General features: G+C 69.5%; 15 protein-coding genes. 2 read left to right on the forward strand and 13 right to left on the reverse strand.

Going from position 1 to position 17,208, the window contains the following annotated elements; all coding sequences use genetic code 11:
- Positions 1-55: 55 nt before the first annotated feature.
- The 10 genes from E6C64_RS05065 to E6C64_RS05110 form a co-directional block, all read right to left on the reverse strand.
- A complete protein-coding gene (locus E6C64_RS05065) occupies positions 56-1,834 on the reverse strand; it encodes a proline--tRNA ligase (RefSeq protein WP_136426552.1) in 1,779 nt (592 codons plus the stop codon).
- A 54-nt stretch (positions 1,835-1,888) separates the two neighbouring features.
- Positions 1,889-3,655, reverse strand: coding sequence for a choice-of-anchor G family protein (locus E6C64_RS05070; RefSeq protein ID WP_136426553.1), 1,767 nt, complete (start codon positions 3,653-3,655; stop codon positions 1,889-1,891).
- Between the two features lie 41 nt (positions 3,656-3,696).
- Complete coding sequence (locus E6C64_RS05075) at positions 3,697-4,554, reverse strand: hypothetical protein (RefSeq protein WP_136426554.1); 858 nt, start codon at positions 4,552-4,554, stop codon at positions 3,697-3,699.
- Between the two features lies 1 nt (position 4,555).
- On the reverse strand, positions 4,556-5,119 hold the full coding sequence (locus E6C64_RS05080; RefSeq protein WP_158437741.1) for a signal peptidase I: 564 nt from the start codon (positions 5,117-5,119) through the stop codon (positions 4,556-4,558).
- 149 nt (positions 5,120-5,268) lie between these two features.
- A complete protein-coding gene (locus tag E6C64_RS05085; protein WP_136426556.1) occupies positions 5,269-5,937 on the reverse strand; it encodes a hypothetical protein in 669 nt (222 codons plus the stop codon).
- A 472-nt stretch (positions 5,938-6,409) separates the two neighbouring features.
- The gene (gene ispG / locus E6C64_RS05090; RefSeq protein ID WP_199240961.1) at positions 6,410-7,561 is read right to left on the reverse strand and encodes a flavodoxin-dependent (E)-4-hydroxy-3-methylbut-2-enyl-diphosphate synthase; all 1,152 of its coding nucleotides are present in this window, start codon (positions 7,559-7,561) and stop codon (positions 6,410-6,412) included.
- Positions 7,562-7,751: 190 nt separating this feature from the next.
- A complete protein-coding gene (locus E6C64_RS05095) occupies positions 7,752-8,063 on the reverse strand; it encodes an SHOCT domain-containing protein (protein WP_136426557.1) in 312 nt (103 codons plus the stop codon).
- Between the two features lie 175 nt (positions 8,064-8,238).
- Entirely contained in the window at positions 8,239-8,949 is a 711-nt protein-coding gene (locus E6C64_RS05100; protein WP_136426558.1) for a response regulator, read from the reverse strand.
- Positions 8,946-10,187 (reverse strand): sensor histidine kinase, encoded by a 1,242-nt coding sequence (locus tag E6C64_RS05105; RefSeq protein WP_158437742.1) that lies wholly within the window; start codon positions 10,185-10,187, stop codon positions 8,946-8,948. The genes E6C64_RS05100 and E6C64_RS05105 overlap by 4 nt, the downstream gene beginning before the upstream one ends.
- A gap of 176 nt (positions 10,188-10,363) precedes the next feature.
- Positions 10,364-11,692, reverse strand: a complete 1,329-nt coding sequence (locus E6C64_RS05110) for a M50 family metallopeptidase (protein WP_136426560.1) — start codon at positions 11,690-11,692, stop codon at positions 10,364-10,366.
- 302 nt (positions 11,693-11,994) lie between these two features.
- Between E6C64_RS05110 and E6C64_RS05115 the strand changes: the two genes are divergently transcribed.
- Positions 11,995-13,986, forward strand: a complete 1,992-nt coding sequence (locus tag E6C64_RS05115) for a serine/threonine-protein kinase (RefSeq protein WP_136426561.1) — start codon at positions 11,995-11,997, stop codon at positions 13,984-13,986.
- Positions 13,987-14,002: 16 nt separating this feature from the next.
- Here E6C64_RS05115 and dxr read toward each other — a convergent pair whose 3' ends face one another.
- Positions 14,003-15,091: a 1-deoxy-D-xylulose-5-phosphate reductoisomerase gene (gene dxr / locus E6C64_RS05120; protein WP_136426562.1), complete on the reverse strand. Its 1,089-nt coding sequence runs from the start codon at positions 15,089-15,091 to the stop codon at positions 14,003-14,005.
- Positions 15,092-15,159: 68 nt separating this feature from the next.
- Here dxr and E6C64_RS05125 point away from each other — a divergent pair, with 68 nt between their 5' ends.
- Positions 15,160-16,110 (forward strand): LasA N-terminal domain-containing protein, encoded by a 951-nt coding sequence (locus E6C64_RS05125; protein WP_136426563.1) that lies wholly within the window; start codon positions 15,160-15,162, stop codon positions 16,108-16,110.
- 21 nt (positions 16,111-16,131) lie between these two features.
- Here the strand turns inward: E6C64_RS05125 and E6C64_RS05130 are convergent, their stop codons facing one another.
- Both E6C64_RS05130 and E6C64_RS05135 read right to left on the reverse strand, forming a co-directional pair.
- Positions 16,132-16,554 (reverse strand): nitroreductase/quinone reductase family protein, encoded by a 423-nt coding sequence (locus tag E6C64_RS05130; RefSeq protein ID WP_136426564.1) that lies wholly within the window; start codon positions 16,552-16,554, stop codon positions 16,132-16,134.
- A 112-nt stretch (positions 16,555-16,666) separates the two neighbouring features.
- Entirely contained in the window at positions 16,667-17,134 is a 468-nt protein-coding gene (locus E6C64_RS05135; protein ID WP_136426565.1) for an OsmC family protein, read from the reverse strand.
- Between the last annotated feature and the right edge of the window lie 74 nt (positions 17,135-17,208).

Raw genomic sequence — 17,208 nt, forward strand, 5'->3', positions numbered from 1 at the left:
GGCGGCAAAACTGGGCAACTCACGACACGGAGCAGTGCCGTTCAAGCAGTGCGGATCAGGCGCCGCGGACCTCGGTGGCGATCCGCTGCGCTGCGTCGTGGACGGGGATCGGAGTGCGCTCGCCGGACCGGCGATCCCACAGCTCGATCTCGCCGTCCGCGAGTCCGCGGCCGATGATGACGATGGTCGGCACGCCGAGCAGCTCGGCGTCACCGAACTTCACGCCGGGCGACACCTTCGGGCGGTCGTCGAAGAGCACGTCGATGCCGATCAGCTCGAGCTCGGCGGCGAGACGCGCGGCAGCCGTGTAGACGGCCTCCTCGCGTCCGGTCGCGACGATGTGCACATCGAACGGCGCGATCTCCCGCGGCCAGACGAGGCCCTTCTCATCCGCGTTCGCCTCGGCGACGAGCGCGAGGTTGCGGGTCACGCCGATGCCGTACGAGCCCATCGTGACGGTGACGAGCTTGCCGTTCTCGTCGAGCACCTTGAGGCCGAGGGCCTCGGCGTACTTGCGGCCCAGTTGGAAGACGTGGCCGATCTCCGTTCCCCGCTCGAGCTCGACCGGTCCTGAGCCGTCAGGAGCAGGGTCGCCGGCGCGGACGGCCGCCACCTCGACGGTTCCGTCCGAGCCGAAATCGCGGCCGGCGACGAGGCCGAAGACATGCTTCTGGTCGATGTTGGCGCCCGTGATCCATGACGTGCCGTCGACGACGCGCGGGTCGAGCAGGAAGCGGATCCCGGTACTCGACTCGGAGCCGAGGATGAGCCCGGTCGCCGACCATGGCCCGATGTAGCCCTTGACGAGCCCCGCGTTGCCGACGAAGTCGGTCTCGTTCGCCGCTTCGACCTCTGCGGGCTGGAAGGCGACCTCTGCGCGCTTGAGATCGACGTCGCGGTCGCCGGGCAGGCCGATCACGACGAGCTCACGGCTGCCGTCGAGGTGCTTCAGCGCGAGCACGACGTTCTTCAGCGTGTCGGCGGCGGTCCAGGCGCGGTCCGCACGCGGCTGCTCCGCGTTGGCGAGGTCGACCAGGGTCTGGATCGTCGGGGTGTTCGGCGAGTCGAAGACCGTCGGCTCCGGCAGCCCGTCGAACGGGATCGCGTCGGGCACCAGAGTGGTGAAGGCCTCGACGTTGGCGGTGTACCCACCGGCCGAGCGCACGAAGGTGTCCTCCCCGATGGGCGTGGGGTGCAGGAACTCCTCGCTCTTGGACCCGCCCATGGCGCCCGCGTCCGCGGCGACGATGACGTACTCGAGTCCGAGGCGGGCGAAGATCCGCTCGTACGCGTCGCGCTGCAGCTGGTAGCTCGCGTCGAGACCCTCGTCCGTGACGTCGAACGAGTAAGCGTCCTTCATCGAGAACTCGCGGCCGCGCAGCAGTCCGGCACGCGGACGGGCCTCGTCGCGGTACTTGTCCTGGATCTGGAAGATGGTGAGGGGCAAGTCCTTGTACGAGCCGTAGAGGTCCTTCACCAGCAGGGTGAAGACCTCCTCGTGGGTCGGGGCCAGCAGGTAGTCGGCGCCCTTGCGGTCCTTGAGGCGGAAGATTCCGTCGCCGTACTCCTCCCAGCGACCGGTGATCTCGTACGGCTCACGCGGAAGCAGCCCGGGGAAGAGGACCTCTTGGGCTCCAGCCACCGCCATCTCCTCGCGGATGACCTTCTCGACCTTGCTGCGGACGCGCAGTCCGAGCGGCAGCCAGGCGAAGATGCCGGGCGCCTGGCGGCGGATGTAGCCGGCCCGCACGAGGAGGCGGTGGCTGATGATCTCCGCATCGACGGGGTCCTCGCGGAGGGTACGGACGAAGAGCTGAGAGAGACGGGTCGGCACGGAGATCAAGCCTACCGAGCCCGCTCCCGTCCGCCCTCGTCCGCTTGAGCCGGCTCAGCGCACGGTGTTGGGCCCCACCGAGGCGCTGGCCAGGAAGAGCCCGACGACAGGGGTCGAGGTCGCATTCACGACACCGACCTTGAGCGCGCTGACGAAGTACCGGCCGGTCGCGGCGGTCGCCGGGTAGCCGACGGGGTTCGGCTGGTCGGGGCGCGCGTTGACGGTGACGCTGACAAGGGTCCGGAGGATGGTGAGCACCGGCGCCAGGTTGACAAGCGCGGAGGGCACGGTGACGGTTCCGAGATTGGACACCGTGCCGGCGGCGAGCGTGGGCGCCGTGCTGATCAGTGTTGCGACTATGGGCTTGAGCAGTGGGTAGACGGAGTTGATCAGCGGGGTGACCAGGGCATCTCCGACCTGCTGCAGCAATGTCGCCGATGTGATGCCGAGTGTGGCCAGCACCGTGTCCAGTAGCCCCGTGCCGGCCTGCACCGCCACTGAGACGGTCGGCTGGGTGCCCGCGCCCGCGAAGCTTCCGACGGTTCCCGAGATCGTCGCGGTGTAGGGGAAGCCCAGCAGGGTGATGAGGCCCAGCCTCAGATCCATGCTGCCCTGCAAGACGACGGTGACCGTCGCCGCATTGAGAGCCGCGGTCAGCGCGGTCGCGAGGGTTCCCGACGAGCCGACGAGTGCGCCGAGCACCGTGCCGAGCCGCGAACTTACATCGCTCAACACCTCAGGAGTGAGGACCGACGTGTTCGGGGAGAGGCCGTTCAGTCCGCTCGTGCCGTAGCGATCGCCGAAGATCGTCGCGAGGTCTGCCGTCACGGCACCCGTCGTCAGGTTCGCGGTCACCCCGCCGCCGCCGACCGTGGTGCTCAGCAGGTTCTTCACGGGCGTCAGGTTGTAGTTCACCGAAACGGTGGCGGTGCTCAGGGTGGGCGGGATGATCGAGACGCCCGACGTAGTGACCAGTCCGGTGAGCCCGTTCACGGCTCCCTTGAGCCCGGTCAAGGTGCTGCCGGTCACCGAGCTGCCGCTGCCCGTCAGCGCGTTGAGGGTCGTCTGGAGGGTCGTCAGTTGGCCGTTGATCGACGTCCCGAGGTCCTTCACGACCTGGCTGGTGAACTCCAGCTTCATGCCGTTGACCAGGTAGTTGCGCGTGAGGTTGCCGGCGAGCGCTGAGCTGCCTGCCCAGAGCACAGCGCAGGAGTTGTAGCTGGCGAGGGCACCGACAGCGCCGACCCTGAGGTGGACGTCGGCGAGATTCGCGACGGTCGTCCCCGCGGCCGGGAGGATGCCGTTGAGGGTGCTCGACAGAGCGAGGTCCGCCTCACGTGGTGTCGCGGCACCCGGGGTCTCCAATGCCACGGCCCCGCCGCTGCCCGAGGTGACCGCGCCTGAGGCGCCGACCGATAGCCCCGCGCTCGTGTCGCGTCCGTACTGCGTGTAGGCGCCGGTGCTGGCGCCGATCGGGTACGTCACACCGGCGCTCACCGGCACCGAGACCGCGCTGAGGTCGACCGGCGACGACCAGGCATCCGATCCCAGTGGGGTGGGCGACGCCACGCCGGTGGCAGAGCTCGAGGTCGCGGGCTTGATGTTGCTCACGGTGATCCCGTTCAGCGCGGCGACGGCATCGAGGTTGCTGGTGAGCACGCTGTCGGCCATCACCCGCGCCCAGGACGTGCTGTTGACGGGCGCTGCGGAAGCGCAGTTGAGCGTGCTCACGTTCGCGGCGCGGACATATTCCCGATCGGTCCACGCGGCGAGCGACGAGGTCACCGACAGCGAGGCGACCACTGCGGTACCGACGGCCATTGCCAGCGCAGCCCGCAGCCGGCCCCTCACCAGCCGGCCCCTCACCAACCGCTGTCCCGTCGCTGGATGGGCTGCCGGCCCATCGGACGCGCCGATTCCTGCCTCACCCGCTGACGTCCGCGAGAGGACAGCCAGGTGACCCAGCCGCCGGCGACGATGAGCAGGAATCCCGCCCAGAACGGACCGCGCATGTCGAAGCCCGTGAAGGCGAGGGAGTCGGCGGATGCCGTCTGCGGTCCCGGGTCTCCGGGGCAGAGGTCGGCGATCCCGTCACCGTTGCCGTCGTAGTGCTCGTCATAGATGTCGATGTCGCCGTCACCGTCAAGGTCGCAGACCATCGTGCGGGTCGACACGCGAACGGCGTCGCCCGCTGCGGTGAGACCGAGGCCCACTTGACCGCTGCGTCCCTGCATCTCGACGGGTGCGTCGCCGGGAAGCGAGATCTCGACCTTCAGCCGCACCCACGATGAATGGCTGATCTCGCCCACATCCCACGACTGGCTCGGGTCGACGGCACTCGCCGAGGCGTCGAAGTAGGTGCGCTCGACGCCGTTGCAGACGGAGGGGACGTGATCCACCCAGTCCACCGAGCAGCTCTTGAGCTTCACCCAGAACGCGTCGGCGCGGTCGGCGAGGAAGCCCTGCGCATCGAGCGACGCGTAGAGATGAGCGGCATAGCCACTCTTGAGCTCGGCCGTCACGTGCATGACATTGACGTCGCCGGGACCCATCTCGTCCTTCCAGTCGATCCGCTCGACGCTGAGGTCGAGCGGCCCGTCCTGGCCGACATCGACGATGTCGACGGCTGCATAGGCCGCGCCGCCGAATTGGGAGATGCCGGCGGCGATCAGCACGAAACCCGCCACGATCCCCCATCGTGCGGCACGAGGTGCAGACATCTCAGATCGTTCCAGAAGCCCGATTCGACATGAGCGTCGATGCCTCGCGCGCGGCGGAATCCGCCAGAGCGTCGGCCTCGTCCTCGTCGCGTCTGCGCCGAGAGCTCGTCGGCCAGATGGTCCAGAAGATGAGCGAGGAGACGATGATGCTGAGCACGGCGGTGCCGCCGGGCGTGCGAACGAAGTCGATGACCTGCCCGCCGAACGGGATGCCGAACGTGACGAGGCCGACGCGGCTCACGTCGTAGGCCGCCGGGTCTGCCGACTGGTTGGCGTCGCCCTTGAGGGTGAACTGCCACCCCGAGTCGGTCTGCCCCGTGGTGAGGACGCGGTGGGTGATGGCCTGCCCGTCGGCACGCTGGACGGTGACGATGTCGCCGACGTTCACCGTGCTCGCATCCACATCGCGGGCGATGACGAGGGAGTCCGTCGGCAGGGACGGGGACATCGAACCGGTGGCCAGGTGCACGAGGTGGAACCCGAACAGCGGGGCCAGGATCACCGCGGCGCAGACCAGGATCGTGACCATCGAGACGGCCTCGAGCAGCGCGCGGAGTGCGTGCATCGGGGAGCGGCGGATGACGTCTGTAGATGCTCGGCGGCCGGAGCCAGTCCTCGGGCCGGAGCCAGTCCTCGGGCCGCCGGTCTCTGCGGCACGCTGGTTGCGCCAGCTCAGCGACATGGGTCGCAGGCGGGGTTCAGTGCGCGTCATGATCAGGACGACGTCGAGACGAAGTTCCACACCGGGTAGGCGCCCTTGCCCTGCAGCGACGACGAGGCGCCGGCGGGAAGGGTGACCCGGAAGCAGACCCGCTTGGCGGTGCCCGGGTCAGTGGTCGTGCCCGCGTCGAGCGCGAAGGTGCTCGATCCCGAGCCCACGGTGAGCGCGGTCGTCGTCGGCACGATCTCCTGGATCGACGCGCTGGTGGCGGCGGAGAAGACGGAGGCGTCGCAGGTGACCGAGGCACCGACGACCCTGGCCGAGTAGACGAGGGCGGCGAAGAGGTCGGCATCGGTCGTGGCACCTTGAGTGGCGGGATTGAGCACGACGGTCGCGCCGACCGACTTGACGATGGTGCGCAGGTTCACGTATCCGAACACGTCAGCGCCGGGCGAGAGGCTTGCGGCGTTGACGGTGAACACCATGCTGCCGCCGTCGGCCGTGGAGCGATCGGTGAACGCGGTGCTGTCGCCGACGACGCTCTGCTGCACGCCGAAGACGCTGGTGCCGAGGCGGGCGTTGCCTGTCGCGGAGCCGAAGACCCACTCGGTGTCGGTCCACGCGGCGAGCGACGTCGCCGTCGCACCTGCCGCGATGACGATGCCGGCCGCGGCGACTGCCACGGCGCGACGCGTGATCCGGCGTCCGCTGAATCTGCGCATGCTGTTGCCCCCAAGTTCGTGCTTCGGTTCCCACCGAAGACCACGCGATCCCAACGACCCGTGGTGACTTCTGGGCAACCATAAACGGAGGTATAGGTCGTAAACGCGCAGCGGACACGCCCCCGTCGGCTGCCCCCGTCAGGAGGCCGCTTGTGGAGCGGAACGACGAGGCACAGACCGGGTGAGCCGATTTAGCTCAGAGATCGTGATACTCATAAGCACCATCTATATTGCATCGACGGCGCACGAGTCCGCGGAACGATGACGACCGTCCCCCGAGATGAGGACCGACCTGCGAGTGAAGAAGCCTCGGATCCGCGATCTGCCCAGGTTCTTGAGATCACGGGTGGCCCCAGATCCTCCGGTCGCGATATACGGCATATACCCCAGCGAACGCGTAGGGCATAAACGCTGCTGATTCCGCTGAGATCGATGCGCGCGCGCGGTCGACACCGGCCCGACGATGGTCGGATCAGGCCGTGACGACCTGTGGCACCCCAACTGGGGCCTCGGGGCCCATCTCGGCGGCGAGTCGATTCGCCTCGGCGATGAGCGTTGCCACGATCTCCGACTCCGGCACCGTCTTGATGATCTCGCCCTTGACGAAGATCTGACCCTTGCCGTTGCCTGACGCGACCCCGAGGTCTGCCTCGCGCGCCTCTCCGGGCCCGTTGACGACGCAGCCCATGACGGCCACTCGGAGCGGCACGCTCATGCCCTGGAGACCCTCGGTCACATCGTTGGCGAGCGTGTAGACGTCGACCTGGGCTCGCCCGCAGGAGGGGCAGGAGACGATCTCGAGCTTGCGCTCGCGCAGGTTGAGCGACTGCAGGATCTGCAGTCCCACCTTGACCTCCTCGGCGGGGGGCGCCGAGAGCGAGACCCGGATGGTGTCTCCGATGCCCTCGGACAGCAGGATGCCGAAGGCCGTCGCGCTCTTGATGGTGCCCTGGAACGCCGGTCCGGCCTCGGTCACACCGAGGTGCAGCGGCCAGTCGCCGCGCTCGGCGAGCAGCCGGTAGGCCTTCACCATGATGACCGGATCGTTGTGCTTGACCGAGATCTTGAAGTCATGGAAGTCGTGCTCTTCGAAGAGGCTGGCCTCCCACTGCGCGCTCTCGGCAAGCGCCTCGGGGGTGGCCTTGCCGTACTTCTGCAGCAGACGCGGGTCGAGCGATCCCGCATTGACGCCGATGCGCAGGGAGACCCCTGCGGCCTTGGCGGCGGCGGCGATGGCCCCGACCTGATCGTCGAACTTGCGGATGTTGCCCGGGTTGACGCGAACCGCGGCACAGCCGGCGTCGATCGCCTGGAAGACGTACTTCGGCTGGAAGTGGATGTCGGCGATGACCGGGATCTGGCTCTTCTTCGCGATGATGTGCAGCACATCCGCGTCGTCCTGGCTCGGCACGGCCACGCGCACGATGTCGCAGCCGGTGGCCGTGAGCTCGGCGATCTGCTGCAGCGTCGCGTTGATGTTGGTCGTCGGCGTCGTGGTCATCGACTGGACGCTCACGGGGGCGTCGCCGCCCACGAGGACCTTGCCCACCTTGATCTGGCGCGACTTGCGCCGGGGCGCCAGTACTTCGGGCACCTTGGGCATTCCGAGATTGACTGCTGGCACGTCCTCAGGATACGCCGCCCTCCCTGGGGCGCCGTCGGTGCTGGCCGGGGTGGGCGGGGACATGGCGCATGTCCAGGGGGCGCTTCGGACAGCTGAACACTGCGGTGCGGACAGAACACGCTCGTAGACGGCATGGGCCCACAGCGCATGCTTGCGCTGTGGAGTTCTGTCCGCACCGCAGTGCTCGGCGCTAGGGGCGTGGCTCGCGGCTGGCGCGGAGGACCTCGAGGCGGGCGCGGTACTCGACCTCGTCGACGTCGCCGCGGGCGAAGCGCTCGGCCAGCACGCTCTCGGCGCTGGCGGCTCCCCCGTGGCCGTTGGGGCCGAAGCGTCCGGATGCCCAGGCTGCGCGTCGCCAGCGACGTCCGAAGACGCCGAAGACCAGCACGAAGAGCAGGATCCAGAAGATCGGGATGAGGATGGCGAACCAGGGGAAGCCGAAGCCGGCGCCGAAGTGGGCGGCGACCGGGACTGCGGCGGTGAGTGCTGCTGAAGTGATCATGCATCCAGCCTCGCGATTAGTGGGCGTTCGCGAATCCGCCGGGACGACGCACCTGGACTGCTCCGCCGGGAGTATCCACTCGCGCGGTCGGTACAACCGAGCGCGGTCGGTGCACCCACCGCGCTCGGTTCCCCGGACCGCGCGACGGGCACGCAGGAGGCCGAGCAGGAGGAGCTCAGCGCCAGCCGGGGCGGGCGAGGCCGGTCTCGTAGGCGAGCACCACGAGGCCGACCCGATCGCGGACCCCTGTCTTGCCCAGGATCCGGGAGACATGGGTCTTCGCAGTCAGCGGGCTGAGGAAGAGCCGCTCGGCGATCTCCTCGTTGCTCAGGCCCTCGGCGATGAGCCCGAGCACCTCGCGCTCCCGGTCGGTCAGCTCGTCGAAGACGCTCGCCGCTGCGGGGCGCGACCCGCGGGCGACCCGGTCGAGCAGCCGTCGCGTGATGCCGGGAGACAGCAGGGCCTCCCCTGCCGCCACGACCCGGACCGCGCGGATCAGCTCCGTCGGCTCCGCGTCCTTCACCAGAAAGCCGCTGGCGCCCGCCAGGATCGCGTCTGTCACGTACTCGTCGAGCTCGAAGGTGGTCACCACGACGATCCGCACTGCGGCGAGCGCGGGGTCCGCGACGATCCTGCGGGTCGCGGCGATGCCGTCCTCATCCGGCATGCGGATGTCCATCAGCACGACGTCGGGCCGTTCGCGGCGCACGACGTCGACGGCGGCGGTGCCCGTGGCGGCCTCTCCGACCACCTGGATGCCTGGCTCGGCGTCGAGGAGGGCCCGGAATCCCCCGCGGATCAGCTGCTGGTCGTCGGCGATGACCACTCGGATGACGGAGTCCGCGCGGTAACTCCCGGTCTGGCCCACAGGCGGCGGGATGCTCATCGCGACGCGCTCTCGTGCACGGGCAGCGTCGCGGTCACCCGGTACCCGCCTCCGGGGCGAGCACCGGCCGCGAACTCGCCGCCCTGCAGCTCCGCGCGCTCGCGCATGCCGAGCAGTCCGCGTCCGCCCGCGTTGAACCCCGCTCCCCCACCTGCGACCGGCCCGATCGTGCCGAGGTCGTCCATCGTCCGAACGCCCGTCCTGGGTGCACCGCCCGCGATGGCCACGCTCGCTCCCCTGCCGTCGTCGTCCACCGTCACCTCGACGGCGCCCCCGCCTTCGCGCAGGGTGATGGTCACCGACGACGCCTCGGCATGCCGGACGACGTTGGTGAGGCTCTCCTGGACGATCCGGTAGATGGCGAGCTGGATGCTCGCGGGCAGGTCGCTGACGATCCCATTGTTGAGGGCGACCTCGAGGCCCGATGCCTCTGCCGTGCCGATCAGCTCCGGCAGCCCGGACAGATCGGGCGCCGGCCGGAGGGGTGCATGCCCGTCGGCGCGCAGCACACCGATGACGGAGCGCACCTCGTCGAGCGCCGACGTGCTGGCGATCCTGATGTTCGCGAGCGCCTCGGCCGCGCGCTCGGGGTGGGAGTCGATCAGATGCAGGCCGACGCCCGCCTGCACCGCGATGGAGGACAGGGAGTGCGAGAGCACGTCATGCAGCTCCCTTGCGATCCGAAGGCGCTCGGTCTGCTCCGCCTCGTCACGGCGCTGCTGTTGGATGCGGCGGAAGCTGGCGTATCGCTCGCTGCGGGTGCGGCGGAACTCGCCGATCCCGACGGCGAGGAGCACGAAGACGCTGGTCCAGATGATCCGACCGGGGCTCCAGAGCTCGGCGCCGAGCAGTCCGACGGCGAGCGCCGCAAGCCAGGCGGTCGCGAGGCTGATCAGCGCCCAGGTTCGCGCCCCATGCACGATGGCGCTGACCACCGCGATCGCCAGGGCGATCGGGGGTGGTCCCACCGGGGACCCGCCCGCCATGGGCGTCACGACCATGCCGAGCACCGTGAGCAGAGCGAGCCCGGCCACCGTCGGGCCGGGATGCCGGCGGCGCACCAGGAGCCCCAGTGACCCAACCACGGCGACGGCGACCCCGAGGAGCGCCAGACGACCATCGGAGCGGACCGCCTGGAACACGCTGAAGGGCACGAGGACGAGCAGGCACAGCACCGTGGGCAGCCACAGACGCGTCGTGGGCGACATCCCGCGTCCGAAGCCCGGTCCAGGTCCCATGCCGGAACCCGTGTCGGAGCGAGACTCGATCCGGTGGGACTCATCCCATGGGGACTGATCCCACGGGGGCCTCGGCATGGCTCGATGGTAGTCCCGGCGAGCGAAACCCCTCATCCGGCGTAGGTCTGCCCTCTGTGTACTCCCGCGGGAGTACACGGAACGCAGACGTCGGCCGCTCAGAGGATGCTGACCGGCTTGACGATGTCCGCGTAGATGAGCAGGGCGCTCATCGCGCCGAGCAGGATCACCACGGTGAAGGTGATCGGCATCAGCCGGGCGGTGTCCACGGGCCCGGGATCCTTGCGACGGAACAGCTTGGCGATGCCTCGCCGGAGGCCCTCCCAGAGCGCCCCCGCGATGTGCCCGCCGTCGAGCGGCATGAGCGGCACCAGGTTGAACACCAGCAGAGCCACGTTCAGCGAGGCGACGACGCCGATCAGGCTGGCCAGCTTGGAGACGACGGGCACGTCGTCGAGGCTGGCGATCTCGCCGGCGAGGCGGCCGACGCCCACGACGCTGATCGGGCCGTTCGGGTCGCGCTCCCCCGGGCCGAACGCCGCATTGGCCACGTCGACCAATCGCTGCGGGAGGTTGAGGATGACCCCGACCACGCCGGAGATGTTCTGGCCGACGAACGGCAGCACGGCGGTCGCCGGCTGCGGGGTCAGCTCGCTCGACGCGCCGATGCCGAGGAAGCCGACCTCCTGGGTGATCCCCTTGCCGTCCGAACCCTCGACGACGGCGCCGTTCGCATCGGTCACGTAGCGCTCGGTGAGCAGCGGGGTGGCGGTGAGGGTCGTCTCTGCGCCGTTGCGCTCGACGACGAAGCTGAGGTCGGTGCCGGGAGAGTCGCGGATGATCGCGGTGGCCTGCTCCCAGCTGCTGACGGCTGTGCCGTCGATGCTGACGATCCTGTCGCCGGGGAGGATGCCCGCCGCGGCGCCGGGGGCGATCGGATCGTCGGCGGCGCAGCTGGTCTGCGTGCTGGTCGCGGGCAGCACGCACTGGGATACCGACGCGACGGTGGTGGTGGACTGCAGCACCCCGAAGCCCATGAGGACGACCGCGAACAGGATCACCGCGATGATGAGGTTCATGAAGGGCCCGCCGGCCATGATGATGACGCGCTTCCAGACGGGGAGGCGATAGAACGAGCGGTCCTCCTCACCCGTCCCGACCGTCTCGGCGCTGTTGTCGCGCGCATCCTGGACGAGGGTGCTGAAGAACCCGGTGCTGGCGGTCCGCATCGCTCCTCCCGGCTTGGCGGGCGGGAACATGCCGATCATCGCGATGTAGCCGCCGAGCGGGATCAGCTTGAGTCCGTACTCGGTCTCGCCGCGCTTGACGGAGAAGATGGTTCGGCCGAAGCCGATCATGTACTGCGTCACCTTGACGCCGAACAGCTTGGCCGGAACGAGGTGGCCGACCTCGTGCAGCGCGATCGACACGGCGAGCCCCAGCACGAACACGACGACGCCGACGATGAAGGCAAGGGTGTCGTTCACGCGCTCACCTTAAGCCCGGCGCTGCGTCGGGATGCGCCGCGACCACGCCCCAGCTCCGCTTCCACAGGCGGCCCGAATGATTCTCGGGGCGTTCTCGCGGGCGGCCGGCGCATTCGCCTGCCCGATCCGACGGCGCGATCGGACGGGACGCTCCGACCTGTCGATGAGATCTTCCTCACATTCCGGGAACGGTTCGGGGCCCGGACCCGTGTTCTCAGGGTGCGCGTGATATCCAGAGGGAACATCCGCAGCGGGCTCCCCCAGCCCTGCTGCACGGCGGACGTGGACGAAGGCAGGTGGACGTGACGGACACCGAGGTGCTGCCGCAGCAGTCGGACGCCCGTCCGCACTCCGCTCGCTTCGCATCAGCCCGACCCGGCGACCGGATCGCGGGCCGCTACGAGCTCGGCGCCTCCCTCGGCCGCGGCGGGATGGCGGAGGTCTTCCGTGCCCACGACCCGCAGACCGGGCGGGACGTCGCGGTCAAGCTCTTCCGCTCGGACGTCGCCGAGGCCCGCGACCTGCGCCGCATCCGCTCGGAGATCCGGATGCTCGCCGGGCTCAACCACCCGTCGCTCGTGCACCTCTACGACGCATCGACGGGAGACGAGCGGACCCCCGCCTACCTCGTCCTCGAGCTCGTGGACGGCCCGACGCTCGCCGACCTCATGGAGGACGGCATCCCGGCGGACGAGCTCGCGGTGCTGCTGTCGCAGACCAGCGACGCGCTCGCCTACATCCACGCGCGCGGCATCGTGCACCGCGATGTGAAGCCCGAGAACATCCTGGTCAGCCGCGATCCGTATGGCCGACCGCTCGCGAAGCTCGCCGACCTCGGGATCGCCCGCATCGTCGACGAGTCGCGCATCACCGTGGTCGGCGGCGTGATCGGCACCGCCGCCTACCTCAGCCCCGAGCAGGTGACCGGCGAGCACGTCGGCACCGCGAGCGACGTCTACGCGCTCGGACTCGTGCTGTTCGAGGGCCTGACGGGTCGACGCGCCTTCGACGGCAGCTCGGCCGAGTCGGCGGTCGCCCGCACGGTGCGGCCGCCGCGGCTGCCCGGCGGACTCGGCGATCGCGACGCGGACCTGCTGGCCCGGATGACCGCGCTCGACGCGGATTCCCGAGTCAGCGCCCTCGAGGCACGCGAGCGGCTGCTCACCTGGTCGTCGATCGGCCCGTTCCAGCCGGACGATCCGACGACCGGTCTCCGCCGCGCGGCCACGGCCGCCACGGAGCTGCTGACGCCCCCGATGCGTCCGGAGAGCTCGGCTGCCACCGAGCGCCTCGGAGTCGTGCCGAGCGAGCTTCCGGGAGGTTCGGCTGGGCAGCCGACCGCTGCGACCCGGGTGCTGCCCGCCGCAGCGACGTCCCCGCATCCCGACTTCCGATCCAGCTCGGTCACCCCGCCCACCTCGGCGACCGAGCTCTTCGCGCCGCTCCTCCGGGCCTCGCGCACCGGACCCGCCGAGTCGACCGCCACGGAGCCATCGGGATGGGTCCCCACGCGACCCGCGCTCGAACCGGAGAAGGCCGCCCGTGCTGCGACCAGGGTGCCGAAGCCCCGTTCCCTGCGTCGACGGATCGCGCTCATCCTCACCGTCCTGGTGGTGCTCGGCGTGGCGACGGTGGCGATCTGGCCGACGGCCGCGTCGATCCTGGCACCCGCCCCGGTCGTCCCTCCGCCCGCCTATCCGACGATCGACGGCGAGCTCGGAACGCACCTCGTCGCTCTGCAGACAAGCCTCGAAGGAGGTGGCCTCGCCACCGATTCCCTCGCCGACCTTCGGGCGGACGCGCTCGCGGTGGGCACAGCGGCCGCCGTTCCCGACCTCGATGCGGCATCGACCGCCCTCGATGCCATGTCGGTCGATCTCGACGCCTCGACGGTGGACGACCGCGTCACCTCTGCCCGCTACCGCGTCATCCTCCAGGCGCTGAACACCGTCGACGCCGATCTTGAGACCGCGATCGCGGCGGCTGCGCAGGCCGCAGCCGATGCCGCAGCGGCTCAGGCTGCAGCCGAGGCGGCTGCAGCTCGCGAGGCCGCTGCCCAGGAGGCCGCACGGCAGCAGGCCGAAGAGGAGGCCGCCCGTCAGGCCGCAGAGGATGCGCAGAACAGCGACGACTCGTCCGAGTCATCGGAATCCGGTGGATCGGGAGTGCTCAGCGGCATCCAGAGCTGGTGGCAGGAGCAGCAGCAGAAGCTGCGGGATCAGCTGAGCGATTCCGGCAGTGGCGATTCCGGGAGCGGCAACTCCGGCAGTGGGAGTTCGGGCAGCGGCGACTGAGCCGTTCCCTTCACTCCTACGCCCGCGCGGCGATCAACCCATCAGCTCGGCGGCGAGCGGCGGCTTCGACGTCGAGCAGCACCTCGAGGGTCAGGTCCCCGTCCGGCTCGACGTGGGTATCCACCGCTTCGGTGATGATGTCGACGATGTCCAGGAAGCCGATCCGGCCCGCGTGGAACGCCGACACCGCCTGCTCGTTGGCCGCGTTGAATACGGCCGGAAAGCTGCCGCCCGCCACACCCACCCGCTTGGCCAGAGCGACCGAGGGGAATGCCTCGTCGTCGAGGGCCTCGAACGTCCACGACGAGGCAGTCGTCCAGTCGAGCGGTCGCCCCACGCCCGCGATGCGGTGGGGCCAGTCGAGCCCCAACGAGATGGGCAGGCGCATGTCGGGCGGCGAGGCCTGCGCGATCGTCGAGCCGTCGATGAACTCGACCATCGAGTGCACGATGGACTGCGGATGCACCGCGACCTCGATCCGCTCGTACGGCACATCGAAGAGCAGGTGCGCCTCGATCACCTCGAGACCCTTGTTGATCAGAGTGGCGGAGTTGGTGGTGACCATCAGACCCATGGCCCAGGTGGGATGGGCGAGTGCCTGCTCGGGGGTGACGTCGGCGAGCGAGGCTCGGCCGCGCCCACGGAACGGACCGCCTGAGGCGGTCAGGACGAGCCGCCGCACCTCGTCTGCCGTGCCCGAGCGGAGCGCCTGGGCGATGGCCGAATGCTCGGAGTCGACGGGCACGATCTGACCGGGCGCCGCGCGCCGGGTCACCAGCGGGCCGCCGACGATCAGCGACTCCTTGTTGGCCAGGGCGAGGGTGCGCCCGGTCTCGAGCGCTGCGAGTGTGGGGCCGAGCCCCACGGACCCGGTGATCCCGTTGAGCACCACATCCGACTCGACGTCGCGGACCAGCTGTTCGGCATCGCGCGCGCCGAGCGCCGTGTGCGCCACGCCGAATCGCTCCGCCTGCTCGGCGAGCTGGGCCGCATCGGTGCCGGCGCTCAGCCCGACGATCTCGAAGCGATTGGGGTTCGCGGCGATCACATCGATGGCCTGCGTGCCGATGGAGCCGGTCGAGCCGAGGATGAGCACGCGTCGCACGCGTTCAGCCTTGCACAGGCCGAGTCGACCGGCACGCGTCGTCCAGGGTGGGACCGTACCCTCGACCTGTGGGGGCACGGTCGATCGGCGCACGGGCGGTCAGCGTCATGCTGCCGAGCCTGGTGCTCCTGGGCATGGCGGGTGGCTCCCTGCTGGCCGCTCCTGCTGCCTCGGCTGCCGAGAGTGCGGCCGCGCCCGTTGCCCGATCGTCGTACACGGGCATCGAATGGCGACGAGCAGATGCCGACGACTTCGACCCGGGACTGCTGATCGGCGACGAGGAGTTCTTCGACAGCGATTCGCTGACGTCCGCGGAGATCCAGGACTTCCTCGAGTCGCGCAGCTGCCGACCGGCCGACGGCGTGGACTGCCTGGCCGACTACCGCGAGACCACGCCCGATGTGCCGGATGTCGGATTCGGGCACTGCAAGGCCTACGCGGGCGACGCGTGGGAGGCGGCGAGCGTCATCATCGCCGGCGTCGCGCACGCCTGCGGGATCAATCCGGAGGTGCTGATCGTGCTGCTTCAGAAGGAGCAGTCGCTGATCACCCGGCCCAGCGCGAGCGGATACGAGCGAGCGACCGGCTACGCATGCCCGGACACGGCCGACTGCGACCAGGAGTACTTCGGCTTCTTCAACCAGGTCTACAACGCCGCGTGGCAGTTCCGGCAGTACACCCTCTATCCGACCGACAGGCAGGTGGAGGTAGGCGAGGACAGCATCGCGTTCAACCCCGACGCGGCATGCGGGAGCGCGCTCGTCGACGTGCAGAACCAGGCCACGGCGAATCTCTACAATTACACGCCGTATCAGCCCGATGAGGCCGCCATCGGCAACCTGTACGGCGACGGCGGCGACTGCTCTGCGTACGGCAATCGCAACTTCTGGCGGATCTACACGGACTGGTTCGGCGATCCGACGAACGATCGCTATCCGGCCTGGCTGGGTCCGTGCTTCACCGACCCCCTGGCCCGAGCCTGCGACGGCGCCTACTGGGAGTCGTCGCCCGCTCGCTGAGCCGCCACCGGCGAGCCGGACTCAGCCCTGTTCGCGTGGACTCAGCCGCAGCACCGGGAAGACGCGGTCCGTCTTGGCCTCGTAGCTCCGGAAGCCCTCGGAGGCGGCCGTGAACTCGGACCAGGCCGCGTCACGCTCGGCGCCTTCGAGCTCGGTGACGCGCACAGGCACCGTCGTCGCGTGGCCGTCGACGACGGCTTCGAGATCGATCTCGGGGTGGGCGAGGAGGTTGTGGTACCAGGGCGGATTCCTGTCGTTTCCGGCGTAGGTGGCGGCGACGTTCCAGCTCCCGTCGGGCTGACGGATGCCCATGACGGGCTTGATCCGCGGCTCGCCCGTCTTCGCCCCCACGGTGTGCATGATCACGAGCGAGTCGCCGAAGCGCTCGACCACCCCGTCATTGGCTCGGAATTGCTCGATGATGACGTCGTTCCAGTCGGTCATGCCCTCATCCTGCCGGGAAATCGCGGTCATCGGATCGGACGCTGCCAGGGAAGGGCTGACCGGGCTTCGACTCGAGCGCGGCGCGCTCGGCTCAGCCACCCGGCTCGGAGTCTCAGCCGACGGGACGGACCGGCTCGTGCCGGACCGGGAAGTTCACCGAGCTGGCGATGAAGCAGTTCTCGCTCGCCTCGCGGTGCAGCGAGTCGGCCAGCGCACGCTGCGACTCGTCCTCGAGCACCACACGCGGACGAAGGATGACCTCCGAGAAGCGGCCGCCGTCGCCCTCCTGATCCATGGTCCCGGTCGCGTCGTCGGTGTATCCGGTGATGGTGACGCCCGCCTTCACGGCCGAGTGCAGATACGAGAGCATGTGGCATTCGCTGAGGGCCGCGATCAGGAGCTCCTCGGGGTTCCAGCGCTCGACATCGCCGTGGAAGACGCGGGCGGACGAGCCGTCGATGGGCTGCTTGCCCTGCCCCGTGATCACGTTCTGCCGACCGTAGGCCCGGTAGGCACTCGTCCCCGTCCCGCGGTTGCCCGTCCACTCGACGGAGACGGCGAAGTGGTGCGCGGCGGCCATGCCTCGATGCTAGGCGTCGCATGTGAGGGCGGTCTCGGGATGGCGCCTTTCCGTCGGCAGTTTCTCGTCGGTGG

This window comes from Naasia lichenicola, assembly GCF_004801885.1.
GTDB classification, from domain to species: Bacteria; Actinomycetota; Actinomycetes; order Actinomycetales; family Microbacteriaceae; genus Naasia; species Naasia lichenicola.

Bases quoted from the DNA above. Each gene is read 5' to 3' on its own strand.
- E6C64_RS05095 (WP_136426557.1), bottom strand. From the start codon at position 8,063: ATGATCACTTCAGCAGCACTCACCGCCGCAGTCCCGGTCGCCGCCCAC.
- E6C64_RS05070 (WP_136426553.1), bottom strand. From the start codon at position 3,655: ATGGCCGTCGGTACCGCAGTGGTCGCCTCGCTGTCGGTGACCTCGTCG.
- E6C64_RS05080 (WP_158437741.1), bottom strand. From the start codon at position 5,119: ATGCACGCACTCCGCGCGCTGCTCGAGGCCGTCTCGATGGTCACGATC.
- E6C64_RS05075 (WP_136426554.1), bottom strand. From the start codon at position 4,554: ATGTCTGCACCTCGTGCCGCACGATGGGGGATCGTGGCGGGTTTCGTG.
- E6C64_RS05135 (WP_136426565.1), bottom strand. From the start codon at position 17,134: ATGGCCGCCGCGCACCACTTCGCCGTCTCCGTCGAGTGGACGGGCAAC.
- E6C64_RS05130 (WP_136426564.1), bottom strand. From the start codon at position 16,554: ATGACCGACTGGAACGACGTCATCATCGAGCAATTCCGAGCCAATGAC.
- E6C64_RS05105 (WP_158437742.1), bottom strand. From the start codon at position 10,187: ATGGGACCTGGACCGGGCTTCGGACGCGGGATGTCGCCCACGACGCGT.
- E6C64_RS05085 (WP_136426556.1), bottom strand. From the start codon at position 5,937: ATGCGCAGATTCAGCGGACGCCGGATCACGCGTCGCGCCGTGGCAGTC.
- E6C64_RS05100 (WP_136426558.1), bottom strand. From the start codon at position 8,949: ATGAGCATCCCGCCGCCTGTGGGCCAGACCGGGAGTTACCGCGCGGAC.